Annotated in this window: 31 protein-coding genes; 7 read left to right on the top strand and 24 right to left on the bottom strand. The window is 64.2% G+C overall.

Annotated elements, in window-relative coordinates; all coding sequences use genetic code 11:
* The first annotated feature begins 24 nt into the window (after positions 1 to 24).
* Together raiA and ptsN are read left to right on the top strand one after the other, a co-directional pair.
* Positions 25 to 612: a ribosome-associated translation inhibitor RaiA gene (raiA, locus tag FJW06_RS01855; protein WP_040990312.1), complete on the top strand. Its 588-nt coding sequence runs from the start codon at positions 25 to 27 to the stop codon at positions 610 to 612.
* 60 nt (positions 613 to 672) lie between these two features.
* Positions 673 to 1,137, top strand: a complete 465-nt coding sequence (ptsN, locus tag FJW06_RS01850) for a PTS IIA-like nitrogen regulatory protein PtsN (RefSeq protein ID WP_040990311.1) — start codon at positions 673 to 675, stop codon at positions 1,135 to 1,137.
* Between the two features lie 148 nt (positions 1,138 to 1,285).
* On the opposite strand, the gene FJW06_RS01845 is transcribed toward ptsN, so the two are convergent.
* Positions 1,286 to 1,543 carry a DUF1150 family protein gene (locus tag FJW06_RS01845; RefSeq protein ID WP_040990310.1) on the bottom strand — a complete coding sequence of 86 codons (258 nt, stop codon included), beginning with the start codon at positions 1,541 to 1,543 and terminating at the stop codon, positions 1,286 to 1,288.
* Positions 1,544 to 1,606: 63 nt separating this feature from the next.
* Complete coding sequence (locus tag FJW06_RS01840) at positions 1,607 to 2,032, bottom strand: Hsp20 family protein (RefSeq protein WP_140747103.1); 426 nt, start codon at positions 2,030 to 2,032, stop codon at positions 1,607 to 1,609.
* A 240-nt stretch (positions 2,033 to 2,272) separates the two neighbouring features.
* Between FJW06_RS01840 and FJW06_RS01835 the strand changes: the two genes are divergently transcribed.
* Positions 2,273 to 3,214 (top strand): nucleoside hydrolase, encoded by a 942-nt coding sequence (locus tag FJW06_RS01835; protein WP_140747100.1) that lies wholly within the window; start codon positions 2,273 to 2,275, stop codon positions 3,212 to 3,214.
* Between the two features lie 181 nt (positions 3,215 to 3,395).
* On the opposite strand, the gene FJW06_RS01830 is transcribed toward FJW06_RS01835, so the two are convergent.
* From FJW06_RS01830 to FJW06_RS01815, 4 genes are all read right to left on the bottom strand, one after another.
* Positions 3,396 to 4,010 carry a LysE family translocator gene (locus FJW06_RS01830; RefSeq protein ID WP_140747097.1) on the bottom strand — a complete coding sequence of 205 codons (615 nt, stop codon included), beginning with the start codon at positions 4,008 to 4,010 and terminating at the stop codon, positions 3,396 to 3,398.
* Between the two features lie 94 nt (positions 4,011 to 4,104).
* A complete protein-coding gene (locus FJW06_RS01825) occupies positions 4,105 to 5,556 on the bottom strand; it encodes an amidase (protein WP_140747094.1) in 1,452 nt (483 codons plus the stop codon).
* A gap of 3 nt (positions 5,557 to 5,559) precedes the next feature.
* Positions 5,560 to 6,465, bottom strand: coding sequence for a ribokinase (locus FJW06_RS01820; RefSeq protein ID WP_140747091.1), 906 nt, complete (start codon positions 6,463 to 6,465; stop codon positions 5,560 to 5,562).
* 127 nt (positions 6,466 to 6,592) lie between these two features.
* Complete coding sequence (locus FJW06_RS01815; RefSeq protein WP_181178106.1) at positions 6,593 to 7,495, bottom strand: methylated-DNA--[protein]-cysteine S-methyltransferase; 903 nt, start codon at positions 7,493 to 7,495, stop codon at positions 6,593 to 6,595.
* Positions 7,496 to 7,610: 115 nt separating this feature from the next.
* Between FJW06_RS01815 and FJW06_RS01810 the strand changes: the two genes are divergently transcribed.
* Positions 7,611 to 8,426, top strand: coding sequence for a class I SAM-dependent methyltransferase (locus tag FJW06_RS01810; RefSeq protein ID WP_140747088.1), 816 nt, complete (start codon positions 7,611 to 7,613; stop codon positions 8,424 to 8,426).
* Positions 8,427 to 8,437: 11 nt separating this feature from the next.
* Here FJW06_RS01810 and FJW06_RS01805 read toward each other — a convergent pair whose 3' ends face one another.
* Complete coding sequence (locus FJW06_RS01805) at positions 8,438 to 8,932, bottom strand: DUF2244 domain-containing protein (RefSeq protein WP_140747085.1); 495 nt, start codon at positions 8,930 to 8,932, stop codon at positions 8,438 to 8,440.
* 22 nt (positions 8,933 to 8,954) lie between these two features.
* Here FJW06_RS01805 and nth point away from each other — a divergent pair, with 22 nt between their 5' ends.
* Positions 8,955 to 9,761 carry an endonuclease III gene (nth, locus tag FJW06_RS01800; RefSeq protein ID WP_140747082.1) on the top strand — a complete coding sequence of 269 codons (807 nt, stop codon included), beginning with the start codon at positions 8,955 to 8,957 and terminating at the stop codon, positions 9,759 to 9,761.
* Between the two features lie 82 nt (positions 9,762 to 9,843).
* On the opposite strand, the gene FJW06_RS01795 is transcribed toward nth, so the two are convergent.
* Positions 9,844 to 10,299 (bottom strand): DUF2214 family protein, encoded by a 456-nt coding sequence (locus tag FJW06_RS01795; protein WP_140747079.1) that lies wholly within the window; start codon positions 10,297 to 10,299, stop codon positions 9,844 to 9,846.
* 198 nt (positions 10,300 to 10,497) lie between these two features.
* Here FJW06_RS01795 and FJW06_RS01790 point away from each other — a divergent pair, with 198 nt between their 5' ends.
* Positions 10,498 to 11,052 carry a GNAT family N-acetyltransferase gene (locus FJW06_RS01790; protein ID WP_140747076.1) on the top strand — a complete coding sequence of 185 codons (555 nt, stop codon included), beginning with the start codon at positions 10,498 to 10,500 and terminating at the stop codon, positions 11,050 to 11,052.
* Between the two features lie 10 nt (positions 11,053 to 11,062).
* Here FJW06_RS01790 and FJW06_RS01785 read toward each other — a convergent pair whose 3' ends face one another.
* The 9 genes from FJW06_RS01785 to FJW06_RS01745 all read right to left on the bottom strand — a co-directional run bounded on the left by FJW06_RS01785 (position 11,063) and on the right by FJW06_RS01745 (position 17,454).
* Complete coding sequence (locus tag FJW06_RS01785; protein ID WP_140747073.1) at positions 11,063 to 13,549, bottom strand: EAL domain-containing protein; 2,487 nt, start codon at positions 13,547 to 13,549, stop codon at positions 11,063 to 11,065.
* A gap of 400 nt (positions 13,550 to 13,949) precedes the next feature.
* Positions 13,950 to 14,348 carry a DUF1801 domain-containing protein gene (locus FJW06_RS01780; RefSeq protein WP_140747070.1) on the bottom strand — a complete coding sequence of 133 codons (399 nt, stop codon included), beginning with the start codon at positions 14,346 to 14,348 and terminating at the stop codon, positions 13,950 to 13,952.
* 74 nt (positions 14,349 to 14,422) lie between these two features.
* Positions 14,423 to 14,866 (bottom strand): DUF1801 domain-containing protein, encoded by a 444-nt coding sequence (locus tag FJW06_RS01775; RefSeq protein WP_140747067.1) that lies wholly within the window; start codon positions 14,864 to 14,866, stop codon positions 14,423 to 14,425.
* Complete coding sequence (locus tag FJW06_RS01770) at positions 14,866 to 15,099, bottom strand: hypothetical protein (protein WP_140747064.1); 234 nt, start codon at positions 15,097 to 15,099, stop codon at positions 14,866 to 14,868. The genes FJW06_RS01775 and FJW06_RS01770 overlap by 1 nt, the downstream gene beginning before the upstream one ends.
* A gap of 39 nt (positions 15,100 to 15,138) precedes the next feature.
* Complete coding sequence (locus FJW06_RS01765) at positions 15,139 to 15,531, bottom strand: VOC family protein (RefSeq protein WP_140747061.1); 393 nt, start codon at positions 15,529 to 15,531, stop codon at positions 15,139 to 15,141.
* Positions 15,532 to 15,609: 78 nt separating this feature from the next.
* Positions 15,610 to 16,014, bottom strand: a complete 405-nt coding sequence (locus FJW06_RS01760) for an SRPBCC domain-containing protein (protein ID WP_140747058.1) — start codon at positions 16,012 to 16,014, stop codon at positions 15,610 to 15,612.
* Positions 16,011 to 16,334, bottom strand: coding sequence for a metalloregulator ArsR/SmtB family transcription factor (locus tag FJW06_RS01755; RefSeq protein ID WP_040990288.1), 324 nt, complete (start codon positions 16,332 to 16,334; stop codon positions 16,011 to 16,013). Before FJW06_RS01755 ends, FJW06_RS01760 begins: the two co-directional genes overlap by 4 nt.
* A 207-nt stretch (positions 16,335 to 16,541) precedes the next feature.
* On the bottom strand, positions 16,542 to 17,003 hold the full coding sequence (locus FJW06_RS01750; RefSeq protein ID WP_140747055.1) for an NUDIX hydrolase: 462 nt from the start codon (positions 17,001 to 17,003) through the stop codon (positions 16,542 to 16,544).
* Positions 17,004 to 17,148: 145 nt separating this feature from the next.
* Entirely contained in the window at positions 17,149 to 17,454 is a 306-nt protein-coding gene (locus FJW06_RS01745; protein ID WP_140747052.1) for a hypothetical protein, read from the bottom strand.
* A 205-nt stretch (positions 17,455 to 17,659) separates the two neighbouring features.
* Between FJW06_RS01745 and FJW06_RS01740 the strand changes: the two genes are divergently transcribed.
* On the top strand, positions 17,660 to 18,259 hold the full coding sequence (locus FJW06_RS01740; RefSeq protein WP_140747048.1) for an invasion associated locus B family protein: 600 nt from the start codon (positions 17,660 to 17,662) through the stop codon (positions 18,257 to 18,259).
* Between the two features lie 48 nt (positions 18,260 to 18,307).
* Here the strand turns inward: FJW06_RS01740 and FJW06_RS01735 are convergent, their stop codons facing one another.
* Genes FJW06_RS01735 through FJW06_RS01705 form a run of 7 tightly spaced genes read right to left on the bottom strand, consistent with a single transcriptional unit; the run spans position 18,308 to position 26,502 of the window.
* Positions 18,308 to 19,009, bottom strand: a complete 702-nt coding sequence (locus tag FJW06_RS01735; RefSeq protein ID WP_140747045.1) for a response regulator transcription factor — start codon at positions 19,007 to 19,009, stop codon at positions 18,308 to 18,310.
* Positions 19,006 to 21,729: a sensor histidine kinase KdpD gene (locus FJW06_RS01730; protein ID WP_140747691.1), complete on the bottom strand. Its 2,724-nt coding sequence runs from the start codon at positions 21,727 to 21,729 to the stop codon at positions 19,006 to 19,008. Before FJW06_RS01730 ends, FJW06_RS01735 begins: the two co-directional genes overlap by 4 nt.
* A gap of 54 nt (positions 21,730 to 21,783) precedes the next feature.
* Complete coding sequence (gene kdpC, locus FJW06_RS01725) at positions 21,784 to 22,347, bottom strand: potassium-transporting ATPase subunit KdpC (protein WP_140747041.1); 564 nt, start codon at positions 22,345 to 22,347, stop codon at positions 21,784 to 21,786.
* A gap of 12 nt (positions 22,348 to 22,359) precedes the next feature.
* Positions 22,360 to 24,453 carry a potassium-transporting ATPase subunit KdpB gene (gene kdpB / locus FJW06_RS01720; protein ID WP_140747038.1) on the bottom strand — a complete coding sequence of 698 codons (2,094 nt, stop codon included), beginning with the start codon at positions 24,451 to 24,453 and terminating at the stop codon, positions 22,360 to 22,362.
* A complete protein-coding gene (locus tag FJW06_RS01715) occupies positions 24,450 to 24,686 on the bottom strand; it encodes a hypothetical protein (RefSeq protein WP_246674495.1) in 237 nt (78 codons plus the stop codon). Before FJW06_RS01715 ends, kdpB begins: the two co-directional genes overlap by 4 nt.
* Position 24,687: 1 nt before the next feature.
* A complete protein-coding gene (gene kdpA / locus FJW06_RS01710) occupies positions 24,688 to 26,391 on the bottom strand; it encodes a potassium-transporting ATPase subunit KdpA (protein ID WP_140747034.1) in 1,704 nt (567 codons plus the stop codon).
* A 21-nt stretch (positions 26,392 to 26,412) separates the two neighbouring features.
* Complete coding sequence (locus FJW06_RS01705; RefSeq protein ID WP_140747031.1) at positions 26,413 to 26,502, bottom strand: K(+)-transporting ATPase subunit F; 90 nt, start codon at positions 26,500 to 26,502, stop codon at positions 26,413 to 26,415.
* Positions 26,503 to 26,863: the final 361 nt, after the last annotated feature.

Genomic DNA, 26,863 nt, shown 5'->3' with positions numbered 1-26,863 from the left:
TGAGCAAGGAAGGTCAGTTTTCAGATGAATCTACGCATTTCGGGAAAACACATGGACATCGGCGATGCGTTCCGCACGCGCATCAGCGACCGGGTCGGCGAGGCGATCGAGAAATATTTCGATCGGGGTTTTTCAGGACATGTCACGGTCATCAAATCGGGGTCGCGTTTCTCCGCCGACTGCATGGTCCGGCTCGATTCCGGCGCTTCGCTGCAGGCGACCGGCGACGCCCAAGACCCGACGCTCGCCTTCGAGGCGGCCGCCGACCGCCTGGAAACGCGGCTGCGCCGCTATAAGCGCCGGCTGAAGTCGCGCAACACCGGCAACGGCAATGGCGAAGAACCGACCGACATCGCCTACACGGTGATGGCCCCCCTTGCCGACGACGAGGAAGACATTCCGGAGGACTTCGCTCCGGTCATCGTCGCCGAATCAAGCATGACGCTGCGAACCATGTCGGTGGCGTCGGCTGTCATCGAGCTCGACAACAGCGACAGCCCGGTCTTCCTGTTCCGCAACGCTGGAACCGACCATCTCAACATCGTCTACCGCCGGCCGGACGGCAATATCGGCTGGATCGATCCGTCGACGACCAAAGTCGCTCAGGGATAAAAGCCAGCCGCGCGAGGGGGACGACGACCGGCGCGGCAGGCGAGCAAGGGATTTTCAAGCATGGATCTCAGTGATCTCATCAGCGTCTCGGCGATCATGCCGGCGTTGAAGGCGAATTCCAAAAAGCAGCTTCTGCAATTGCTGTCGGAGAGGGCCGCGGCGATTTCGGGGATTCCCGAACGGGAGGTGTTCGACACCGTCCTGCAGCGCGAGCGGCTGGGCTCGACCGGCGTCGGCAACGGCATCGCCATTCCGCACGGCAAGCTCGCCGGCGTGAAGCGGATCGCCGGCGTTTTCGCCCGGCTGGAAACGCCGGTCGATTTCGAGGCGCTGGACGACCAGCCGGTCGACCTCGTCTTTCTGCTGCTGGCGCCGGAAGGCGCCGGCGCCGACCATCTCAAGGCGCTGTCGCGCATCGCGCGCGTGCTGCGCGATGCCGACACGGTGGCCAAGATCAGGGGTACGCGCGATGCGGTGGCAATCCACGCGCTGCTCTCGGACACGCAGGCTTCGCACGCGGCCTGAAGCCGCTTGGATTAAAAACCTGTCTTTTGGGATAAACCCTAGAGGGGCCGCCGGGAGCGGCCCTTTCCATTTCGGACTGCCAGCAGTCGCTACTTTAGTTGACCATAATCTTACCCGAAAACCGGGTCCCACTTTTCGGGATTATGGTCTAGTGGATCGCGACAGTGGTCAGGTCGTTCTCCAACGCACCCGCCAGCGCCCGGTCACGGGCATCGGAAAGCAGGATCGGCTGGCCGTTGGCGGCAAACAGCGCCCACAGCTCAAGGCCAGGCGCGATTTCCTGCAGGCCGGGGAAGCGGCCGCGCAGGTCGTCGCTCGATACTTTCCTGAGATAGGCGACCGAACCTTCGCCGAGATGGGCGAATTCGCCGCTGGTCATGGTGATCGTTTCGTCAGTTCTGGTCATTTCAAGCCTCCTTGGCGCGAGGACGCCAGGACTGGCCGCCTCGCATAGAGCCATCGGCGAAGGTCAGTCTTTCACCGATATGTTTATTTTCCGTACCAGCCGCTCGGACTCCGGCCGGTCGAGATCGACCGACAACAGGCCGTTCTTCAGCTCGGCACCGATCACCCGCATGCCATCGGCCAGCACGAAACAGCGCTGGAACTGGCGCGCGGCGATGCCGCGGTGCAGGAATTCACGCTCGGTGTCGTCGGTCTGGCGACCGCGCACGATCAGCTGGTTTTCCTCCGTGGTGACATCGAGGTCGCTTTCGGCGAAACCGGCAACGGCCAATGTGATGCGCAGCCTCTCGGCCTTGCCGTCGGCGGCGCCGAGGCGCTCGATATTATAGGGAGGGTAGCTGTCGCCCGACTTCGCCAGACGCTCGAGTGTCTTTTCCATGGCATCGAAACCCAGGAGAAGCGGGCTGGAGAAGGGCGTCATTCGAGACATTGTTACACTGTCCTCTGAAGAGCGACACAAACTGGAAAAACCCGGATGGCATTTTTCCCGATGGTCTTGATATGGTCCGCCGGCCGATCAAGTTCAAGCCGCCAAATCAGGATGACGTTTCGTTGAACCGTCATCCCGGTTCAGCCCTCGTTGGAGCATGATCTTGTCCGAAAACCGGTTCCCGCTCTTGGGGATCATGCTCTAAATCCCGCCCAAAAAGACTTCCCAAAAGGAATTGACATGCCGCAGTCCCGAAAGATCATCATCGACACCGATCCCGGCCAGGACGATGCCGTCGCCATATTGCTGGCGCTCGGCAGTTCCGAGCTGGAGGTCGTCGGCATCACGGCCGTTGCCGGCAACGTGCCGCTGAAGCTGACCCAGAACAACGCCCGCAAGATCTGTGAATTGGCCGGCCGGCCCGACATCAAGGTCTATGCCGGCGCCATCCGCCCGCTGGCGCGCCAGCTCGTCACCGCCGAGGAAGTGCACGGCAAGACCGGCCTGAATGGCCCGCAATTGCCCGAGCCAACCATGCCGTTGCAGGAGCAGTACGCCGTCGACTTCACCGTCGAGACGCTGATGCGCGAGGAAAGCGGCACGATCACGCTGTGCCCGCTCGGACCGCTCACCAACATCGCGCTGGCGCTGATCCGCGAGCCCAGGATCGCGCCGCGCATCAAGGAAATTGTTCTAATGGGCGGCGGCTTCTTCGAGGGCGGCAACGTCACGCCGGCCGCCGAGTTCAACATCTATGTCGACCCGCACGCCGCCGATCTGGTGTTCAAATCGGGCATTCCGATCGTTATGATGCCGCTCGACGTCACCCATAAGGCGCTGACCACGTCCAAGCGCATCCAGGCTTTCCGCCAGCTCGGCACCAAGGTCGGCACCGCGACCGCCGAGATGCTGGAGTTCTTCGAACGCTACGACGAGGAGAAATACGGCACCGATGGCGGGCCGCTGCACGATCCATGCGTGATCGCCTATCTCCTCAAGCCGGAGCTGTTCAAGGGCCGCCGCTGCAATGTCAGCGTCGAGACCGCGTCGGAGCTCACCATGGGCATGACGGTGATCGACTGGTGGGGTGTCACCAAGCGCGAGAAGAACGCCCTGGTGATGCGCGATATCGACCATGACGGCTTCTTCGCGCTGCTGGTGGAGCGGCTCGGGGGGCTGTAAGGATGGTTCCACCTTCCCCCCAGGGGGGAAGGTGGCCGAGCGAAGCTCGGTCGGATGAGGGGTGCTCCAGCTTGGCGATATGCTTGAAATTGCCGCCGCCTTATTCCTTCCAACACCCTCATCCGTCTCGGCGCTATCGCGCCGATCCACCTTCTCCCACAAGGGAGAGAAGGAGAGGTGCTCATTTCGCTTTCGAGAACGCCAGCCACAATCCGCCGCTGACCAGAAAACTGCCGCTGATGCGCGACATCAGCCTGATGCGGCTGGCCGAGAGGATGCGACCGGCGCGGCCGGCGGCAAGGGCATAGGTCGAGTCCGACATGGCGGCGAAGATCATCGCGGTCAGGCCCATGACGACGATCTGCAGCGTGTAGTTGCCCTGCGGTGCGGTGAACTGCGGCAGGAAGGCGCCGAAGAAAACAAGCGTCTTGGGATTGGAGATCGCCACCAGAAATCCCTGCAGGAAGAAGCCGCCGCGCGGTTTTTTCGCGGACCCGTCGGGGTTCAGCGCGCCCTTTGCGCGAAACATCTGCACGCCCATCCAGATCAGGTAGGCGGCGCCGAGCAGCCGCACCCATTCGAACCAGTGGCCCATCCCGGCGATCAGCGTGTTGAGGCCGATACCGACGATGGCGATCATGATGGCGAGGCCGGCCTGCGTGCCGGCGACGTTGGCCAAACCCGCGCGCGCGCCGTGGCGGATGCTGTTGGCGATGATCAGCGTGACGGTCGGGCCCGGCACCAGGATGATGACGATGCAGGCGACGACATAGGTGGCGTAGAGTTCCAGCGACATGATCTTCTCTCCAACCGGATAGCGCCGACTTGGGCGGAGCGCGATCAACGCACGGGATTGGTGCTGGCGCAAGCTGGTCGGGCAGGGCGGCCCGTCACGCGGCTCCCGCCCGCCAGGGCAGCACCGTCTCATACGCAGCGCCCGCCCTGAGCACGTCCAGGTCGCCGCGCGGGCGGCCGATCAGCTGGATGCCCATAGCTCGGCCCTTCTCGTCGAAGCCGGCCGGCACATTGAGCGCCGGGCAGCCGCCCAACGTGGCGAAGGCCGAGACCTGCATCCAGCGGTGATAGCTGTCCATGGTCCGCCCCGCGACCTCGCGCGGCCAGTGGGTGGTGGCGTCGAACGGAAAGACTTGCGCGGTCGGCAGGGCGACGAGATCGAATCGCTCGAACAGCGACAGAAGCGTGCGATGCCACGAGGTGCGCCGGACGCTGGCGGCATGGATCTGCGGCGCGGTGAGGCGCATCGCCTGCTCCACTTCCCAGACAGCCTCGGGCTTCAGCAGTCTGCGTTTTTTCGGATCGTCGTAATGCGCCTTCAGCCCGCAGCCGCTGCTTGCCTGGCGCAAGATGACGAAAGCCTGCCACAGCGCCTCGAAATCGACATCCGGAACCAGGGCCTCGCTGCGAAAGGATGCAGCGGCGAAGCGGTTAAGCGCGCCCTCGCAAAGGTCGAGCACGCCTGGTTCCATCGACAGGTGGCCGCCGAGAGCGCCCAGCCAGGCTACGCGGCCGCCGGACGCTTTTGTGCCCAAGCCGTCGAGGAACGAGCCTTCGTTGGCATGCGACAGCGGCGCCTGCGGGTGGTAGCCGGCCTGCTCATCGAGCAGCAGCGCGATGTCGCGCACGTGGCGGCCCATCGGCCCCTCGACGCCCATCTGCGAATGGAAGACGTCGATATCGGGCCCGGCGGGCACGAGCCCCTGCGAGGGACGGAAGCCGTAGACATTGTTGTAGGCGGCCGGATTGCGCAGCGAGCCGCCGAAGTCGCTGCCGTCGGCGACCGGCAGCATGTCGAGCGCCAGCGCCACGGCCGCGCCGCCGCTCGAGCCGCCGGCGGTGAGCGCCGGGTCGAAGGCGTTGAGCGTCGGCCCGAAGACCGGGTTGTAGGTGTTGGAGCCCAGCCCGAATTCCGGAACATTGGTCTTGCCGATGATGATGGCGCCGGCCTTGCGGATGCGCTCGACGAAGAAGTCGTCCGTGTCGGGAATGAAATCGGCAAAGATCGGCGAGCCGAAGGTGGTTCTGAGCCCCTTGGTCAGGGCCAGATCCTTGATGGCGATCGGCAGGCCGAACAGCGATCCGGCCTCGCCGCCGCGGGCCAGATGGGCGTCGGCCGCGTTGGCCTCGGCTAGGACGTCGGCGCGCTCGCGCAGCGATACGATGGCGTTCACCAGCGGATTCACGGCTTCGATGCGGTCGAGGAACGCGCCGACCACCTCGCGAACCGAAAACTGACGCTGCCTGATGCCATCGGCAAGCTCGACGGCGGAGAGGCGGCAGATGTCGCCGGCCGGCGGCACGGCATGTTTTGTGACGGGGCGCATGGCTTAACGCGTGCCCGCCAAAGCCGCGTCGACGTCCTTGCCCAGCGGGATTGCCGGCTGCGCACCGGGCTTCAGGCAGGCGAGCGAGCCGGCCACGGCGGCGCGGGTGAGCGCTTGCTCAAGCGACAGGCCGGACGACAGGCCGGCGCCAAAATAGCCGCAGAAGGTATCGCCGGCGCCGACCGTGTCGACCGGCGTAATCTCCAGCGCCGGAATGGTGAGGAAATCCTCGGGCGTGGCCGCCAGCACGCCGTCGCCGCCCAGCGTGACGACGATGGCGCGGCCGGTCTTTTGGGCATAATCGCGCATGCGGGCCGGGCGGTCCCGCCCGGAAAGCGCCAGCGCCTCGCCATAGAGATCGAACTCGGTTTCGTTGGCGACGGCATAATCGGCCTTGCCTAGGAAGCCTGCGGCTTCGCCACGGAAGGGGGCGGTGTTGAGCACGCTGACGGTGCCCGCCGCGCGCGCCGCGTCCAGCGCGGCTTCGACCGTTTGCAGCGGGATCTCATGCTGCAAAAGCACGACATCGCCCTTTTTGAGGAAGGCCTTGGCGACATCGCCCGGCACCACCGAATCATTGGCGCCCGGAACCACGGCGATGACGTTTTCTCCGTCGGCGCCGACCAGGATCAAGGCCGTGCCGGTGGAGGCGAAGCTCTGGCCGACTCCGGACAGATCGACATTGCCGGCCTTGAGAAGGGCGAGCGCTTCGGCGGCAAAGCTATCCTTGCCCACTGCGCCCACCATGCGCACTTGCGCGCCAGCGCACGCCGCGGCGAGCGCCTGGTTGGCGCCCTTGCCCCCGGGCGCGGTGGCGAAGCCGGAGCCGCGCACCGTCTCGCCGGGCTCCGGCAAGCGGTCGACATTGGCGATGAGGTCAAGGTTGATAGAGCCGACAACGATAATCAAGAAAGTGCCTCCCGCTGATTGCGCGGGAGGCTAACGCATGCCCCTGAAAATCGGAACCGATTTCAGAAGGATCATGCGCAAAATCAAAGTGCTAGGAAGATTTCCACAGGGCCTTGGCCCGTCGATTTCACGCCACTTGCCCCGCTTCCCAGCCGAGGATGGCGCGCTTGCGCGTCAGGCCCCAGTGGTAGCCGGTGAGCGCGCCGGATTTGCCGAGAGCGCGATGGCAGGGCACCACGAAGGACATCGGGTTGGCGCCTACCGCCGCGCCGACGGCCCGGCTCGCATTGGGCGCGCCGATGCTTGCCGCGATCGAGGAATAGGTGCAGGCCCTGCCCATCGGGATGCGCAGCAAGGCTTCCCAGACGCGAAGCTGGAAATCGGTGCCGATCATCACCACGCGCAACGGCTGGTCGGCGCGCCATTTCGTCGGGTCGAAGACCCGCGCGGCGTAGGCCTGGGTGGCCGACATGTCCTCGACATAGGTCGCGTTCGGCCAACGGCCGGACATGTCCGCGAAGGCGGCCCGTTCGCCGCCGGCGTCACAGAAGGCGAGGCCCGCGAGACCGCGGTCGGTGACCATGATCAGCGCAATGCCGAACGGCGAGATGTGATAGCCGTAGCGGATGGTGAGGCCTGCGCCGCGGGTCTTGTAGTCGCCGGGCGACATCGCCTCATGGGTGACGAAGAGGTCGTGCAGCCGGCCGGGGCCGGACATGCCAAGCTCGAACGAGGTCTCCAGGAGCGGCATGCCGGAATCGAGCAGCCTGCGCGCATGGTCGAGCGTCACCGCCTGCAGGAAGGCTTTCGGCGACAGGCCCGCCCAGCGCGTGAACAGCTTCTGCAGGCCGGTCGGCGTCTCGCCGACTTCCTCGGCCAGCACCTCCAGCGAGGGCTGGTCGCGATAGTCGAGGCTGATCTTCTCGATGGCGCGGCGCACGACGTCATAGTCGCTGCCTTGCGGCGTGATGTCGTTCTCAAGGATCGCGGTCGGTTTCATCAGCGTATTCATGGTCATCTGAGCGTTCATGGCAATATCTCCTTGGCTGCGAATATCAGTCTTCCAGAGCTTTGCGACCACCCGAAACTTGCCTTCCCGCCGCCCGCACCCAGATAGAGTCAGCTTCGGAACGAAGAGGACAATCATGGCCGGCGAAAAGGTCGATCTGACCGGAGCGAAGGAAACCTTGCTGATGACGCTTTACGGCAAGGCGCTGGAGAGCCGGCTGCCCAATTCGCTGCTCCAGGATCGCTTCGCCGACGAGGCCGTGCGCAAGATCGACTATGATTTCGCGAGGCTCAAGGTCGACGGCAATCTCGGATTGGGATTCGCGATCCGGGCGAGGACACTGGACCTGTGCGTCGCGGATTTCCTCGCGCGATATCCGGACGCGATCGTGCTGCATCTGGGATGCGGGCTCGACACGCGCATTTTCCGGGTCGACCCGCCGCCGGGCGTGGATTGGTTCGATGTCGATTACCCGGAGGTCATCGCGCTCAGACGCAGGCTCTATCCGTCCAGGGACCAGTATCATCTGATCGCTTCGTCGGTGACCGAACCGGGATGGCTGGCCGAGGTGCCGCGCAATCGCCCGGCAATGGTCGTGGCCGAGGGCCTGACGCCCTATCTCGCCGCCGACGAGGGGCCGCGTCTATTGGCGCGGCTTGTCTCGCATCTGGCCGGCGGCGAGTTGATGTTCGACGCCTACAGCCGTTTCGGACTGAAGCTCATGCGCCTCAATCCGGCCATCAAGGCAACGGGCTCGGAAGTCCATTGGGCCATCGCGGATCCGCGCGAGCTGGAGCGGGCTGTTCCGAAACTTCGCTTCATCGGCGAGATTGCGGCTTACAAGCCGGAGCAAGCGGCGCGTCTGGGCTGGTCCGCGCGCTTGTTCATCGGCCTCTGGAAGCTCATTCCCGCCATGCGCAAGGTCGGCAGGCTGCTGCGGTACCGGTTCTGATTTGCTTGGGCTCAGCGCGTCTTGGCGGTCGCCAGCGCGCGTGAAAAGGCGGTGGCGAAACTTTCGCGGTCGTCGGGGTTGAGGAAGCCGCCGATAGCCACGCTCCTGCCCTGCGCTTCCACCGCCATCTTGGTGATCCCGATTTCGCTGTGGCGGGCGATCGAGAACCGTGTCCAGAACGGGTTGAAATGATGCGCTTCGAAACGACCGGACGGTGCGGTCTTGCGGATATCGAGGCTGGTGCGCGATACGGTGATTTCCTCGCGGGCGCGCGCGGCGCGGTAATTGGCGCGGAAGGCGATGTAGACGGCGATCACATCGAGGCCGAAGAAGCCGAACACCGGCCAGGCGCCGTGCGCCAGGAAGAATGCGCCGGTGACCGCCCAGCCGAACAGAAGTGCTCCCATCAGGATCAGGAAACCGGTGCGGCCGAGCGAGCGGTGCGGCGTCAGCAAGGCCTGGAAAAATGGCTCGTCGGCCCGGAACGAGGCGTTTGTGTCGCTCATGAGGGAATATTATAGGAAGGAAATGGCGCCCCCCAAATCGAAAAAATCCCTAGCTGTCAAAAAACCTCAACCCGCTCCTGCCGGTAGCGGTCGGGCGCCTGGCGCACGGCCGCGAAAAGCCGCTTTCCGGTCGCTCTACGGCCCTGCCGAGGTGCATGAGATCTTCCGGCGCTTTTCCGTGCAGCGGCCGGAGCCGAAAGGCGAGCTCGACTATGTCAACGCCTTCACCCTGCTGGTCGCGGTGGTGCTGTCGGCGCAAGCAACCGACGCAGGCGTCAACAAGGCGACGAAGGCGCTGTTTTCCGCGGCGGACACGCCAGCCAAGATGCTGGCGCTGGGCGAGGCCAGGGTCGGCGACTATATCCGCACCATCGGCCTGTGGCGCAACAAGGCCAAGAACGTGATCGCGCTGTCGAAGGCGCTGATCGACGACTATGCGGGCCAGGTGCCGCAGGATCGCGACGAGCTGGTGAAGCTGCCGGGCGTCGGGCGCAAGACCGCCAATGTCGTGCTCAACGTCGCCTTCGGCCAGCACACGATGGCGGTCGACACGCATATCTTCCGCATCGGCAACCGGATCGGGCTGGCGCCCGGCAAGACACCGGAGCAGGTGGAGGAAGGGCTGCTCAAGGTCATCCCGGCCGAGTTTATGCGGCATGCGCATCACTGGCTCATCCTGCATGGCCGCTATGTCTGCAAGGCGCGCAAGCCCGACTGCCCCGCCTGCGTGATCGCGGACATCTGCAAGTCGAAGGAAAAGACAACCGATGTGCCGGCGCCGCTGGTGCCGATCGCGCCGCTGGATGAGACATTTCCGGTCAAGGCTTAAAGATTGCCTTGACGCAATTCCGGACGGAAGGCCACGGCGAAGTCGCCGAGCCTGACCGCTGCGTACTTTTCCTGGAATTGCTCTAGTAGCCGTAGCCCCGAGCCATGGCCGCGGCGAAGACCGGAATAAGCAGGAAGATGAAGCGCTCGGCGCGGACATAGTTCTTCACCGAGGCCAATTCCGCCGCCGGCACCGCGAAAGAGGGGTTGCCGTTCGCCTGCCTGCTCCAGGAAAGGAAGCGCATGGTCGGCAAGATCGACAGCAGGCCGACGATGGCGAAGGCCACCATCTTTGCCCAGAACACCCAATTGTAGACGTAGAATTCCCAACCCCTCAGACCGAAGGACACACGGCAGAGGCCGACGACGACGATCAGCGCGGCAATGATGCCGTAATGGCGATCGATGCCGGCAAGGCGCTTGAGCGTCGCCGCGCCCAGATCGCCGCGCACCAGCACGAACTCCGCGCCGATGATGCCGGCCAACGAGAACACCAGAAGGTGATGAATGATGGCCAGCACGAGATCGATGGTGTCCATGTTCTTTCCCTGTGCTTGGCGTGGTGACCGAGATCGCGTGTCCGAAGAGTAGCATTGCCGGTCGAAATTCCCAGAGGCCGAAGTGGCCGCCGGCGATCGATGGCGCCTGTTTCGCTGGAGGATGAGCCCAGTTGGGCCTGGCCCTTGTTCGAACGCGCTGGTTTGCTAAGCGCTGCCGCCTCAATGGAGAGGAATGCCATGAGCATCGACAAGAAAGCAGGCGTGCCGATCCTCCAGACGGCGCGCACTGTTCTACGCCCGCACCGTCTGGGTGATTTCGAGACCTATGCCGCGATGTGGGCGGAGCCTGCCGTTACCCGTTTCATCGGCGGCAAGCCGCGCACGCATGAGGAGAGCTGGATGCGCTTCCTGCGCCATGCCGGGCTTTGGTCGCTGATCGGCTACGGGTTCTGGGCGATCGAAGACAAGGCGACCGGACGCTTCATCGGCGAGGCCGGCTTCCACGATCTGAAGCGTGAGATCGAACCTTCGATCGAAGGCGTGCCGGAAGCCGGCTGGGCCTTGGCCTCGGGGGCGCATGGGAGGGGGCTTGCGAGCGAGGTCGTCGGGCGGATCGTCGCTTGGGGCGACGAGGCGTTCGGACAGGCGAGAACCGTCTGTATCATCGATCCGGAAAACGGCGCTTCGCGGAAGGTGGCCGAGAAGAACGGCTATCGCGAGATTTTGCGCACCACCTATCACGAGAAGCCGACGATCCTGTTGGAACGGCAGGCCGGAGGGGTTGTCGCCTAGAGTTGGATAGTTAGCCGGCTTTGCGGCGTAGCGTCTGCGCCAAAGTCTCCCAACCGTCCGCTGTTGCATCGCGCTCACTTCGATTGCCGCGCAGAACGGTGGTGGCATCGAATGGCTGAGGTCTGGCAATCGCATAGCCTTGCGCATAATCGACGCCGATCGCCTTCAGGGCCTCAACGATGCCGTCGCTTTCGACGAATTCGGCGATGGTGCGCTTTCCGGTCACCTTGCCGATGTGATGGATCATCTCGACCATGGCGCGGTCGATGCGGTCGTCGAGCATGTCCTTGACGAAGCCGCCGTCGACCTTGAGGTAATCGACCGGCAGATGCTTCAGATAGGCGAAGGACGACATGCCGGAGCCGAAATCGTCGAGTGCGAAGCGGCAGCCCAGCCCGCGCAGGTCGGCGATGAAGCGCATCGCTTCGGTCAGATTGGCGATGGCGCTGGTCTCAGTGATCTCAAGGCAGATCGTTTCGGGCGCGATGGCGTGCACAGCGAACTGTTCGCGCATGAAGCCGAGAAACGTCTCGTCGCCGAACGTGGCGCCGGAGAGATTGATCGCGCAGGTCGATATCGGCACCGCGTGCGGATCAGCAAGCCTCGCTGCCATGGTGGCGAAGGTGTTGCGCACCACCCAGCGGTCGATCGCCGGCATCAAGCCGTAGCGCTCCGCCGCCGGAATGAAGCTCTGCGGGGTGACGAAGCTGCCGTCCTCATCGGTCAGCCTCAGCAGGACTTCGACATGCGCACCTGCCTCGGCAATATCGTCGCGCAGCGGCGCGATCTCCTGCGCGTGCAGCCTGAAGCGGTTCCCGTCCAGCGCGGCATGCAGGCGCTGCACCCAGGCCATCTCGCCGAAGCGCTCGCGAAGCGCGGTGTCGCCGTCGCTGTGGAGCTGAACGCGATTGCGGCCCTTTTCCTTGGCCATGTAGCAGGCGACATCGGCGGCGCGCAGCACTTCTTCCAGCGTCATGCCGGCATTGGCCACTTCGACCATGCCGATGCTGACGCTGATGTTGAAGGGACGTCCATCCCAGGAGAAATGCAGATCCTGGACCGTGGCGCGCAAGCGCTCGGCGGTCGCCGCGGCGCAGTCGGCATCGCAATCGAAGAGCAGCACGCCGAACTCGTCGCCGCCCAGTCTCGCCAGTATGTCGCCGGGCGGCAGCTCGTTGGCGAGCAGCACCGAGATCTGGCGCAGCAACTGATCGCCGGCGGCATGGCCACATGTATCGTTGACCAGCTTGAACTGGTCGAGGTCGAGATACATCAGCGCGTGCCGGCGCGGCCTTTCCCGCGCTTCGGAGATCGCGCCCGCCAGCCGGTTCTCGAAGTCGCGGCGGTTGACGAGACCGGTCAACGCATCATGCGATGCCTGCCACGACAGGCGCTCGATATAGTCCTGCTCGCGCGTCATGTCGTGCAGGGCCAGCACGCAACCGAGGATCTTGCCGGAAACGATCAGCGGCGCGCCATTCAGCGCCACGGGCACGACCGAGCCGTCGAGACGCTCCAGAAGCTGCGGGCGTATGTTGGAGCGGCGCGGCTCGCCTGCCAGCAGGCGCGGGATCAGATCGGTCTCCTCGACGCCGCTGTCCTTGTCGACAAGCCGGAACAACGAGGCGACCGATCTGCCCTTGGCGGCGGCCAGAGGGCAGGCGAGCAGCCTTTCCGCTCCGGCATTCATATAGTCCAGCCGCCCCTCGGCATCGGTGCTGATGACGGCCTGGCCAATCGAAGCCAAGGTGATCTGGGCACGCTCGCGCTCGGCGTTGAGGGCTGTCTGAAATGCCTGGCGCTGTTTCATCAGCTTGCGCGTGCGCCAGACGGCGAGCAGGATAAGCAGCGCGGCTGTCGCGAGATTGGCCGCCGTCAGCGCCATCCTGATGAAACGCGATCCCTCGCCGAGGCTATCGGAAAAAGCCTTCGCCAGCGGGCCGATCCGGTGGTCGATCTGGTGGATTTGCGCCTTCCAGAGGCCGATCTCGGCTGACGATCCCGACCCCTTTTCGAGCCTGCGATGCATGTCGTCGCCAAGTCTTTCGATGGCGAGGATCATCTCGTCGGCATCCGTCCAGTGGCGGATCGCGGTGTCGAGATAGCTGACGCCGCGAAAGTTCCGGAACAGCCAGATCAGGCCGGCAACATCGTCGGGATGGTTGTTGCCGCCAAGGAAGCCAAGCCGGGCCGCATTCGTGTCGGGCTCGGCCTGTTCGAGCGCCAGCCGCGCGGCGCGATCGGCGAGCGGCACGGCGATGGCCTGACGATATTCGTCGAAATACTCTTCCCGGCCGGTGTCAGCATAGAGACTGAGGAAATAGATGGCGTGCTTCTGCCCCTTCGACCACTGGCTTTCCCCGCCGACATAAGCGCGGACGGCCGACAGCGTGTGGAGACTGAGCGTCGCAACCAGGGCCTGGATCAGGACGACCACCACGAATGGCCAGACCAGTCCCAGGAGACGCGGGGCGGCATCGGCCGATGAGAGCTTCATCCCATTCCCATGGAGCCCGTGCCGGCTCCCTCGGTGTCTGTCCGACTGGCTCATCCGCCGGTTGAGACGATGTTCTTCCCCGCATGTCGCCCAGTTGCCGGCGACATCGATTGAGATAGCGCGTCTGGCTTAACGGCCGATAAATTCGTCCAGTATTTGTTTCATGAATCATGTTGGAGCAGTTCAGCGTTCGATAGTATCGCCGACCTGCTCCAACTCTTTGTTTTTGCGCAATTCCGGGCGGAAAATCACTGCGCGCTTTGCATGGAATTGCCCAAGCAACGGAAGGATGCTTACGCTGCGTGATGGCGATATTTGGCGCGTAGCATCGATCCGCAGTACGAGGGCGCGGAAGAAAAGCGGCAACATCAATCCGATGGCGCCCGGGGGCGGCCGCCTCTCAGCGTCTGGTCTTCGATCTGTTGAGGGTCACGGCTTCGCGGACGAGCGCCTTCAGGGCGTCGGCGTCGATCGCGTCGCCTTCCTTGAAATCGATGGCGCGCCTCGTGTTGCCTTCGAGGCTGGAGTTGAAGAGCTTCTTGGGATCGGGCAGCGCCGCGCCCCTGGCGAAGGTCAGCTTGACGACGGCCTTGTAGGTCTCGCCCGTGCAGATAATGCCGGCATCCTCCCAGACCGGCACGCCGCGCCATTTCCATGTCTCGACCGCTTCGGGCGCGGCTTGCCGGATCAGGGCGCGGAGCCGGGCAAGCGTCTCACCGCGCCAGTCGCCGAGCTCGTCGATCCTCGCATCGATCAGCTCGGATGGAGACTTCTCACCTTGCGCGCCGTCTTTTTGCATCTTCGGTTCTCCTGGGCCTGAATGGAAATTGCAATCGTGTCTCTTTCAGGGAGACGGCGCTTGACCGTGCGCGCCTACATCCGTTCGCCGGGCAGCCGGCTTGCCTGCTTCACCCAGGAGACGAACTGCGCCTCGTCGAGCCGCTCGTTCTCGTGGATGTGGAAACAACGTGTGTCCTTGCTCGTGGATTCGACAGGCGGCACGGGCTTCAGCGACAAGCCGCGGAAGAACGCCACCTTGATGTATTTGGCGAAGCAGTGAATGCCGAGGAACCAGCCTTCGCCTTCCATGCCGTAGAATGGAGAGTTCCATTTGACGGCCTTCTGCACGTCGGGGACGGCCTCCATGACGAGTTGGTCGAGCCGACGTCCGACCTCGCTCTTCCAGCCCGGCATCGCCGCGATATAGGCCTGCACGGGAGCGTCCCCATAGCCCTTGGCGATCTGCGGGTTGCCGCCCGAAAGCAGGACAGGTTTCGTGTCCGCGGACCCGGCAGCCTTCGGTTTCCCCTTCGCCATCAGGCCGATCCCGAGCGCTCGCCCGCCGGCTCGCCGCGCTGCCTGCCGGCATAGGGCAGCACGAACATGTAGAGGCCGCTGAACAGCAGCAGGAAAAGCGGGATCAACGGCGAGTAAACGATCCAGGCGGGCGGCGGGCCCATGGCCATGGCGGCGAAATTGGCGATGACGGTGACGGTGAAGATGATCGACAGCCAGCGGTGAAGCTGCCTGATCCACTTGCTCCAGTTCAATCTAACCTCCCTTGCGAACGATGAGACGGATCGAGCTCTCTACCAGCGCGCCAGCTGCGAAAGCTGAATGAGATTGCCGCAGGTGTCGTTGAGCTGCGCCATGGTGGCGCCCGTTACCGCCGTCGGCGCCATGGCGAAGGTGCCGCCATTGGCCCTGATGCGCTCATGATCGGCCTTGATGTCGTCGGTGAACAGCATCAGCGCCGGCTGGCCCTGCTTGAAGATGGCCTGCTGATAGGTTTTTGCGGCCGGATTGTCGTTCAGCGCCAGCTGCAGCTCGGTGCCGTCAGGGTCGTCCGGCGAGACGACAGTTAGCCAGCGAAACGGCCCGTTGATGAAGTCGGCCTTCTTGGTGAAACCGAGCACGTCGGTATAAAAGCCGAGCGCCTTTTCCTGGTCGTCGACATAGACGCTGGTCAGCTTGATCTTCATTTTCGTTCCTCCATTGCTTACGCCCGCGGTTTGCCGCCCCGCCAGGACCCGTGCCTGTTTCTTGAAGCTTCGGCGGACTCAATCGATCCGCGACAGCAGCTGCTCCAGGGCCGTGAGATTGCGCTTCCAGCCCACCGTGGCGCCGCGATAGTACGGCTCCTGATCCGTGCGGAAGCCGACCTGCTCCATGCGCAGATGCGTGCCCGTGCCCGTCGGGGTGAGCGTCCAGGTGACCACGCTCTCGAGGTCCTTGGTGTCCCAGCTGTAGGACAGGGTCCTGTTGGGCTCGACCGTCCGCACCTGGCAGTCGACACCGCCCCATTCGGCGCTCATATTGAAGCGATGGTCCACGACTGGCTTGAAGTTGCTCTTCATCAGCCACTCCTCGATGAGATGCGGTTGGGTGAGCGCGCGCCAGATCTTTTCCGGCGGAAAAGGTATCTCGCGCTCGACGATGACGGAGCGCGTTGCGGCTTCATTCATTGATCCATCCTTTTGAGCAGGTCTTCCAGGTCGTCGAACCGGCTTTCCCAAAACCCCGCCATGTCGCGCGTCCAGTCCATCAATGGCGCAAGCGCCTTGAGCTGGGCGCTGTAATGGGTCTGGCGCCCCTCATGACGGTCGCGCACCAGACCCGCCTCCTTGAGGACGCCCAGATGCTTCGACACCGCCGGCTGTGACACGCCGGCCTGCGCGGTGAGGGCTCCGACCGTCTGCTCGCCCTGGCGGCAGAGACGTTCGAAGATGGCGCGCCGCGTCGGATCGGCAAGCGTCCTGAACAGCATGTCATGGGCGGTTGTCATCCAAATCAATAACCCGTTGGCTATTGATGACGTATAACCGTTGGGATATGTATGAGTCAAGCGGCGAATCACGGTGCGCCAAACTGCAACGCCCGGATGCGTTCGCCTCGGAACAATCGCAGGAAGCGCATGCGACGAGGCCGCTTATCAGCAGGTGGCTCTGCGCCGGCACCCCGCGACGCGTCCGAACGACCGACAGGCGATTGCTTATACCGCCGCCGGAACCGTCAAATCCCGCAGCAGCGTCGAAAGCTCCGGCTCGTCGATAAGCAATGCGGCGTCGGCCGCCGGCAGCCACGCGCGCTGCCGGTTCGCGGCTTCCCGCCAGTCGGCAAGCTCCTCGGTGACCTCGAGCAGGTAGACCGCGACATCGACGCGAATGAAGCCGTTGGTCATGCGCTTCCAATAGGAATAGGTGCCGGCAGGCTGCTTCAGCGCCTTGCCCAGAACGCCCGCTTCCTCCTGGGCTTCGATCGTTGCCGCCTTGCGCCCGCTCTTGCCCTTCATCGGCCAACCCTTCGGCACGATGAAGCGCCGCGTGCTGCGTGAGGTGACCAGCAACACTTCAAGGTTGCCGTCTTCCCCCATCCGATACGGAATGGCCGCCACCTGGCGGATCCGTTGGCCTTTCCTGGCTTTGCGAACTGCTTTCTTCTTGGTCGTTGCCATCCCAAATTCCGGTGAGAGCAGTCTCCCTGCCACACGCTGTCTGCGCGGCAAAACCTGCCCTCCTGCAAACCCTAAAACCACCGCCCTTGCAATCCGGCATTTTGCCGGCAAGTAAGTCGGCTAATAAACTGAAAAAAACAAAATGTCAGCGGCAAACCCTGGAAATCGTGTTGCCGACCGCTTCCATCCGGCATGTCTTGTCGTATACCGGCACATCGGGCTGAGGCTGGCGCGCGGTCGGCCGGTCGAGCTCGCGATAGATTTGCTGCTGTTGCTGGTATTGCTGCCGCTGCAACCGGTTCTGCAACTGCTGCAACTCGTTCTGCTGCACCAATGCGTTGCGGTTCGTCGGGATGACGATTTGCGCCGACGCCCAGGAAGCAGTGCCCAACAAGCCGGTGGCCGCCAGGGCAGCTGATATCAGAAACGCCGATAGACGAGATTGCATCATGGCTTCTTCACCTGCATGAAAAATACGGGTCCACCTTAAATATAGGGCGTTCGACCGGTGGTGCCACAGTCAGTTGATCGATTGTCATGCCGAAGAAAATCCGGCCTGTGCTCCAGCATTGCACTTGACGGCGGCGACGGTAGGCGGCTCTATCACGCGGCTCCGCCCCGTCCACGCGACTGGCCGGTTGGTTTAGAGGGATTCGATGAAAGTTAGATATAAGTCTATCGCGGCGATCCTGGCAGCCGCCTGCATTGTCGGTGTACCGGCGGCCGGGTTTGCCGCGCAGAACAAGGGCGACAAGGTGGCTGCGCCCGCGGCCCAGCCCGCCGACGCGGCGGCCAAGCCGCAACTGCCGGGTGGCGCCTCGGCGCTGTCGGAAACGCATGGCGACTGGACGGTCAACTGCCAGGTCACCGGCACCAACAAAGTCTGCAGCCTGTCGCATCAGCAGTTCAACAAGCAAAGCGGCCAGCGGCTGCTGGCGATCGAATTGACGACCAAGACCGGCCAGGACGCCACAGGCACGCTGGCGCTGCCCTTCGGGCTCGCCCTGGCCAACGGCATTGCGCTCGAGATCGACGACAAGAAGCTGGACGGCACGCTGCAGTTCAACACCTGCCAGGCGGTGGGTTGCCTTGTGCCGGTGACGTTCGGTGCCGACACCACGCCGCTCCTGCAGAACGGCACCACGCTGAAGATCAATGCAATGGCTGCCGACACCCTGCAGCCGATCTCCTTCACCATCTCGCTCAATGGTTTTGGAAGCGCGCTGGCGCGGACGGCGGATCTTTCGGCGGACTGACCAGCGACATGGGTGTCCACATCTGGGCGATCGGTGAAAGCCGGTGCCTTATTCGTTCATGTCCGCCTCGCGCAGACGGTAGCCAACGCCCGTCTCGGTGATGATGTAGCGCGGCTGGTCCGGCGTCTTCTCGATCTTCTGCCGGAGCTGGCGGACATAGACCCTCAGATATTGCACGTCGGTCGAGTCGTTCCAGATCTGCTTCATCATGAACTGGTGGGTCAGCACCTTGCCGGCATATTGCACGAGGATGCGCAGTATGTCGTATTCCTTGGGCGACAGCTTCACTTCCTTGCCTTCGACCTTGACGATGCGCTTCACCAGGTCGACGGAAAGGTCGCCGGTTTGGAACACCGGCTTCTCGCCCTGCTGCTGGAACTGGTGGCGCAGCGCCACGCGGATGCGGGCGACCAGCTCGTTCATGCCGAAGGGCTTGGTCACGTAGTCATCGGCACCGAGCTCGAGCGCCGCGACGATACCGGCCTCGTCGGTGCGGCTGGAGAGAATGACGACCGGAATGTCGAGGCCGTCGCTTCGCCATTTGCCGAGCAACTCGAGGCCGGTCATGCCGGGCAGGCCGAGATCGAGCAGGATCAGGTCGGGCCGTTCAGCCCGCATGAGCTCGATCGCTGCATTGGCATTCGGCGCCTCGAAGACTCTATAGCCCTGGCTGCCGAGGCCGACGCGCAGCAATCTGCGGATCGGCGGCTCGTCGTCGACGACCAGGATGGAGACGGTCTGATTTGTCATGCCGCATCGTCTGTAAGCGGCGCGCCGAGCGCCGGCAACTCGGCCGGCACCGGCATGCGGATGGTGAAGATCGCGCCTGGACGGTCGGTGCGGTTGGCCGCCGCGATCGTGCCGCCCATCGCCTCGATGAAGCCGCGGCTGATCGACAGGCCGAGACCGGTGCCGGCGCGCACCTGGTCGCGTTTGCGCACGCGGTAGAAGGTGTCGAATACCCGCTCCAGGTCATCGGGCGGAATGCCCGGTCCCTCATCCATCACCTGCAGGATGACGGCGCCGCTGCCGACCCAGGCCTGCAGCCGGATGGCCGAGCCGGGCAAGGCGTATTTGGCGGCATTGTCGAGGAGGTTGAACAGAGCCTGCTCGAACAGCACGGGATCTAGCTTGAGCATCGGCAGGTCGGCCGGAATGTCGGTCTCTATTTTGTGCTCGGCGATTATCTTCCGCGCCCGGTTCAGCGCCGAGCCGACGACATCGCCGACATAATGCAGCGCATAATTCGGCTCCATCGCGCCCGATTCGATCCTGGTCATGTCGAGCAGGTTGGCGATGAAGCGGTTCAGCCGCTCCGATTCGCTGACCACCGTCGACAGAAGCTCCGCGCGATCCTTTTCCGGCAGCGCCGGCGCGAATTCCTTCAGTGTGCCGGCCGCGCCCATGATTGCGGCAAGCGGCGTTTTCAGATCATGCGAGATGGAGGTGAGCAGCGCCGAGCGCAGCCGGTCGGCCTCAGCCGCCAGCCTGGCGCGGTCGACGTCGGCGACAAGCTGGATGCGCTCGATGGCGACCGCCGCCTGGTCGGCCAAGGCGTCGAGCAGGCGCTGCTGCTCGGGCGTGAGCAACGGCCCCTGCTTGTCATTGTCGAGGCCGACCACGCCGACCGCGGTCCGCGCGGTGCGCAAGGGAAGGTAAAGGCGCTTTGCTCCCGGCAGGGTGTCGGCGCCGCGCCCCGCCGGCCGATCGTGCTCCCAGGCCCAGCGCGCGGCCGCGATATCGGCCTCGGCCAAGGTGTCGTCCGGCGGATAGCCCGCCTTGACGGTGATGGTGCCGTTTTCCGGCAGGAGCAGCACCACGCGGACCGTCAGCATCGAGGCGATCTGGAAGGCGGTGGCCCACAAGACGTCGTCAAGCGTGCCGGCGCCGGCGAGTTTCTTGGAGAAGGAATAGATGTCCTCGGTGGCGCGGGCTCGCGAGCGCGCGGCGACCGCCTGGCGCTGCACGCGCGCCGTCAGGTTACTGGCGATCACGGCGACGACGAGGAAGACCAGAAAGGCGACTATGCTTTCGGGATCCCTGATCGTCAGCGTGTAACGCGGCTCGAGGAAGAAGAAGTTGAAGGCAAGCGCGCTGAGAAAACAGGCATAGAGCGCCGGCCCGAGCCCGAAGCTCACGGCCGCGCTCAGCACTGCCAGAAGCAGGACGCTGGCGAGATTGCGGACGTCTAGGAACCGGTCGAGGATCGAGCCGACGGCCAGAGCGCCGGCGACGTAGATCGTCGAGAACAGATAGGGCCAGATCTGGAATGGCTTCTGCTCGGGCGCGGCCTTGACCCGCGCCGCCGGCGTGTCGCCATCGCGCTCGGCGCCAGAAATGACATGGACGCTGATGTCGCCGGCGTTGCGGATCAGATCGTAGGTGAGCGAGCCCTCGATCAGCTCGCGCCAGCGCGACCGGGTCGGCCGGCCGACGACGATATGGGTGAAGTTGTTCGACGTCGCGTGGCGCACGATGTCCTGGGCGACGTTCTGGCCGGGAATGGTGGCGATCTCGGCGCCGAGCTGTTCGGCAAGGCGCAGGTTCCTGGCCAGCCGGTCCTTGTCCTCCTCGGAAAGGCCCGCAAGGCGCGGCGTGTCGACATGCAGCGCCGTCCAGGGTGCGCGCAGCCGGTCGGCGAGCCTGCGCGCATAGCGGATGCGGGCCGCCCCGCCAAGCTGCGAGTCGACGCAGACGAGCACGCGCTCGCCCGCCGCCCAGGGACCCGGAATGGCGTGCGACTGCATGTGGTTGAGCAGTTGCTCGTCGACGCGCTGGGCGGTGCGGCGCAGGGCCAGCTCGCGCAGCGCCGTCAGATTGCCCGGCGAAAAGTAATTCTCGATCGCCCGCTGCGCAGTGTTGGGGAAATAGACCTTGCCGTCCTGCAAGCGTTTGATCAGGTCGTTGGGTGTGAGGTCGATGATCTCGATGTCATCGGCCTCGTCGATGATGGAATCGGGCACCGTCTCGCGCACCCTGACGCGGGTGATCTGGGCGACGACGTCGTTCAGGCTTTCGACATGCTGGATGTTGAGCGTGGTGTAGACGTCGATGCCTTGCGCCAGGATCTCCTGCACGTCGAGATAGCGTTTGGGGTGCCGGCTGCCGGGAGCGTTGGTGTGGGCGAGCTCGTCGACCAGCACCAGTTGCGGGCGACGCTTGATGATGGCGTCGATGTCCATCTCGTCGAGGGTCTGGCCGCGATAGTCGATCAGGCGGCGCGGGATCACCTCATAGCCGTCTATCAGGGCCTGGGTTTCCTTGCGGCTGTGCGTCTCGACGACGCCGATCACGACATCGATGCCGTCGGCCAGGCGGGCGCGGCCGGCCATCAGCATCTCGTAGGTCTTGCCGACGCCGGGCGCGGCACCCAGGAATATGCGCAGGCGGCCACGGCCCTCGCGTTCGGCATGCTCCAGCAGCGCGTCGGGAGAGGGGCGGTTCTCGGGGGCGGTCCTGTCGTCCGGCATCAGTCCAATCATGAATTGCGCCGGGGACCGTGTCGATCCCCGGCGCGGAGCAGATTACTTCAGGTCATCCAACGCCAGGTTCAGCGCCAGCACATTGACCGTCGGCTCGCCAAGGACGCCGAGCTCGCGATCCTCGACATGGCTGTCGACGAGCGCCTTCACCTTGGCCTCGTCCGCGCCGCGGGCCTTTGCGACGCGCGGCACCTGGAAATAGGCGGCATCGGGGCTGATGTCGGGATCGAGGCCGCTGCCCGAAGTGGTGACGAGGTTCATCGGCACCGGTGCGTTCGGGTTTTCGGCTTTCAGCTTCTCGACGTCGCCCTTGATGCGGTCGATGAGCTTGGGATTGGTAGGGCCGAGATTCGAGCCGCCGGAGGAGGCGGCGTTGTAACCGTCACCGGCCGCCGACGGCCGGCCGTGGAAATAGCGGTCGCCGGCGAAAGCCTGGCCGATCAGGCTGGAGCCGATCACCTTGCCATCCTTTTCGATAAGGCTGCCATTGGCCTGGTTAGGAAACAGCGCCTGGGCTATGCCGGTCATGCCGATCGGATAGACGAGGCCGGTCAGCACGGTGAAGAAGACGATCATGACAAAGGCGGGTCTGAGTTGCTTGAACATCGGGGCAAATCCTTATGCGAGGCCTAGGGCCGTGACGATCAGGTCGATCGCCTTGATGCCGACGAACGGCACGACGATGCCGCCGAGGCCATAGATCAGCAGATTGCGGGTGAGCAGCGAGCCCGCGCCGATGGCGCGGTATTTCACGCCTTTCAGCGATAGCGGGATCAGCGCGATGATGATCAGCGCGTTAAAGATGATGGCCGACAGAATGGCGCTCTGCGTCGTTGCCAGATGCATGATGTTGAGCGCCTGCAGCGGACCGGTGGACTGGCCGGGCGCGACGTAGAAGACCGCGAACATCGCCGGGATGATGGCGAAGTATTTGGCGACGTCGTTGGCGATCGAGAAGGTGGTCAGCGAACCGCGCGTCATCAACAGCGCCTTGCCGATCTCGACGATCTCGATCAGCTTGGTCGGGTCGCTGTCGAGGTCGACCATGTTGCCGGCCTCGCGCGCGGCGACCGTGCCGGTGTTCATGGCGACGCCGACGTCGGCCTGGGCCAGCGCCGGCGCGTCGTTGGTGCCGTCGCCGCACATGGCGACCAGCTTGCCCTTGGCCTGCTCCTCGCGGATCAGCGACAACTTGTTCTCCGGGGTCGCCTGGGCGAGGAAGTCGTCCACGCCGGCTTCGGCGGCGATCGCCGCGGCGGTGAGCGGATTGTCGCCGGTGATCATCACGGTGCGGATGCCCATCTTGCGCAGCTCGGCGAAACGCTCTGCGATGCCGCCCTTGACGATGTCCTTGAGGTGAACGACGCCGAGCAGCCGGCCGTCGCGTTCGACAGCCAGCGGCGTGCCGCCGGCCTTGGCGATCTCGTCGGTGATCGCCTGCAGGTCGCGGATCGTTTCGGTCGTCGGATGCGCGCCATGGGCGGCGACGGTCGTCTGGTTGACGTGATTGAGCACCGCATCGACGGCGCCCTTGCGCACCGACGAGCCGTCGATGTCGACGCCGCTCATGCGGGTCTGCGCAGTGAAGGGCACGAAGGTCGCGTGCAAGGTCGCCATGTCGCGGGCGCGGATGCCGTATTTCTCCTTGGCCAGCACGACGATCGAGCGGCCTTCCGGCGTCTCGTCGGCCAGCGAAGCAAGCTGGGCGGCGTCGGCCAGCTCCTGCTCGGTGACGCCCTTGACCGGAAGGAGCTCGGTCGCCTGGCGGTTGCCGAGCGTGATGGTGCCGGTCTTGTCGAGGAGAAGCGTGTCGACGTCGCCGGCGGCCTCGACGGCGCGGCCGGACATGGCGAGCACGTTGAAGCGCACCAGGCGGTCCATGCCGGCGATGCCGATGGCCGACAGCAGCGCGCCGATCGTGGTTGGGATCAGCGTGACGAACAGCGCGACGAGGATCGTCACCGGGATGTAGCCGCCCGAATAGGAGGCGAAGCTCGGGATGGTTGCGGTCGCCAGCACGAAGATCAACGTCATGCCGACCAGCAGGATGTTGAGCACGATCTCGTTCGGCGTCTTCTGGCGCTCCGCGCCTTCGACCAGCGAGATCATGCGGTCGAGGAAAGTGTGGCCGGAAGCGGCCGAGATGCGCACGCGGATCCAGTCCGACAGCACCTGCGTACCGCCGGTGACGGCCGAACGGTCGCCGCCGGATTCGCGGATGACGGGCGCGGATTCACCGGTGATCGCCGCCTCGTTGACGGAAGCCACGCCCTCGATCACCTCGCCGTCAGAGGGGATGATGTCGCCGGCCTCGACCAGCACGACATCGCCGACCTTCAGGCTGGTGCCCGGCACCAGCTTGAATTTGGTGCGATCGCCGTTGGCGAGCAGCTTGGCCTGGGTCTCGGTGCGTGCCTTGCGCAGCGAGTCGGCCTGCGCCTTGCCACGGCCTTCGGCAACGGCCTCGGCGAAATTGGCGAACAGCACGGTGAACCACAGCCAGATGATGATCTGCAAGGTGAAGCCGAGGTCGCCGCTGCCGGCGACCAGGTCGCGGATGAAAAGAACAGTGGTGAGCAGCGAGACGACCGCCACGACGAACATCACCGGATTGCGGACCAGCGTGCGCGGATCAAGCTTGCGGAAGGCGTCGCCGATGGCGGGCACCAGGATGCGCGCATCCATAATAACAGCGGATTTGGACTGGCTCATTTTTGGGCTCCAGTATCGGCTATGTTGGACGGCCCCGGGTGTTCGGTCCTGGGAAACAGGTGCGGAAGGCCGACGGCCAGCAGCCACAGCACGAGCAGCGCGGCCGCCATGCCGAGAAAGGTTGAAAGCGTCGGGAAAGGACGAGGCTTCTCGTCCCTTCCGTCGTCGGGCGCTCCGTCACCGGCCTGGTGATGATCGTCGCGACGTATGTCGTTGAAGCGGGGTATGGTCATCTCAGAAGGTCTGTCCATGGATCATCGCCAGGTGCTCGACGATCGGGCCGACAGCGAGCGACGGGAAGAAGGTGAGGCCGCCGACGATGATGATGACGCCGACCAGCAGGCCGACGAACAGCACGCCGTCGGTCGGGAAGGTGCCGGCGGAGGCAGGCACGGTCTTCTTGGCGGCGAGCGAGCCGGCGATGGCCAAAGCCGGGATGATGACCAGGAAGCGGCCCGTCAGCATGCCGACGCCCAGCGTGATGTTGTACCAGGGCGTGTTGCCGGTGAGGCCGCCGAAGGCCGAGCCGTTGTTCGCGGCCGCCGAAGTATAGGCATAGAGCACCTCGGTGAAGCCGTGCGGGCCGCCATTGGCCATCGAAGCGACGGCGCTCGGCAGGACCACCGCGATGGCCGTGAAGACCAGCATCGCCAGCGGCAAGCAGAGGATGGCGAGCATCGCCATCTTGATCTCCTTGGCCTCGATCTTCTTGCCGAGATATTCCGGCGTGCGGCCGACCATCAGGCCGGCGACGAAGACGGCGACGACGACGAACATCAGGATGCCGTAGAAGCCGGCGCCGACGCCGCCAACGATGACTTCGCCGAGCTGCATGTTGATCAGTGGGATCATGCCACCAAGCGCGGTGAAGCTATCGTGCATGGCGTTGACAGCGCCGCAGGAAGCAGCCGTAGTGATGACGGCGAAAAGCGCCGACGCGGCGATGCCGAAGCGCGTCTCCTTGCCTTCCATGTTGCCGCCGTCGATGCCGAGCGCATGGACCAGCGGGTTGCCGGCGGCCTCGGCCCAGTAGCAGACGGTGACGCCGACGAGGAACAGCGTGCCCATCGAGGCCAAGATAGCCCAGCCCTTGCGCTCGCTGCCGACCATGCGGCCGAAGAAGTTGGTTAGGCCGGCGCCGAGCGCGAAGATCGACAGCATCTGGATCAGGTTCGAGATCGCGTCCGGATTCTCGAATGGATGTGCAGCGTTGGCGTTGAAGAATCCGCCGCCATTGGTGCCGAGCATCTTAATGGCGACCTGCGAGGCGACCGGTCCAAGCGCGATGATCTGCTTGGCGCCTTCCAGCGTGGTGGCGTCGGCATAGGACCCAAGCGTCTGTGGTATGCCGAGCCACACATAGGCGAGCGTCAGCACGATGCAGAGCGGCAAGAGGATGTAGAGCGTGCAGCGGGTCAGATCGACCCAGAAATTGCCGATCGATTTGCCCGAGGCGCGGGCGAAACCGCGGATCAGGGCGATCGCGATGGCAATGCCGGTGGCAGCAGAGACGAAATTCTGCACGGTGAGGCCGGCCATCTGCACGAGATACGACATCGTGCTTTCGCCGGCGTAGTTCTGCCAATTGGTGTTGGTGACGAAGCTGGCGGCGGTGTTGAAGGCAAGCTGAGGGTCTACCGCGCTCATCCCGGCGGGATTGTAGGGCAGCACGCCCTGAAATCGCTGCAGGGCATAAAGCACCAGGAGGCCGGCCAGGTTGAAGAGCAGCATGCCGGTCGCGTAGACGGCCCAGTGCTGTTCTTCCTTCTCGCTGGTTCCGGCGAGACGGTAGAGACCGTGCTCGATCGGAACGAGCAACGGCGACAGAAAGGTTCGGTCGCCGCTGAAGACGCGGTACATGTAGAAGCCGAGCGGCTTCACGAGCAAAGCCAAGATCCCGCAATAGAAGAGGATCTGTATCCAGCCATTTATGGTCATGATGGGCTCTCCGCGTACCGGTTAGAAGCGCTCTGGGCGGATCAGCGCATACGTGAGATAGGCAAGCAGGAACAAGGTCACCGCGGCGCCGAGGATGTAGTCGAGAAGCATTATCCGGCCTTTCCGCTCAGATGATGTCGCAGGCTTTGACGTAGGCTAAGGACAGGGCGAAGAACAAAATCTCGATCCCGAGAACTATGAGGTCCATGGCAGGTCTTCCTTGTTTCCACTTTGTGTCTGCCGGCTCGCGATGGCGAGCTCAAAACTGCACGCGGACGCAGGTCACCTTGGCGGCGACGGCGATCAAAGCGTTTTTCGAAGGAAAATATGGACCCGATCGCCATAAAGGTTCGAGACGGGGCGGATGGGAAAGATATAGGAATTTTATAGGGGTTTTGGGTGGTCCCGTCCGAAGACCCGGGTGGTTAGTCTGCGTTGGCAGACCCCATGCCTTGGCGACTGGCTGAGACGC

This window comes from Mesorhizobium sp. B4-1-3 (genome assembly GCF_006439355.1).
In the GTDB taxonomy this organism is placed as follows: Bacteria; Pseudomonadota; Alphaproteobacteria; order Rhizobiales; family Rhizobiaceae; genus Mesorhizobium.
Note: the sequence above shows the minus strand (reverse complement) of the source record. Positions and strands in the feature narration are given on the sequence as shown.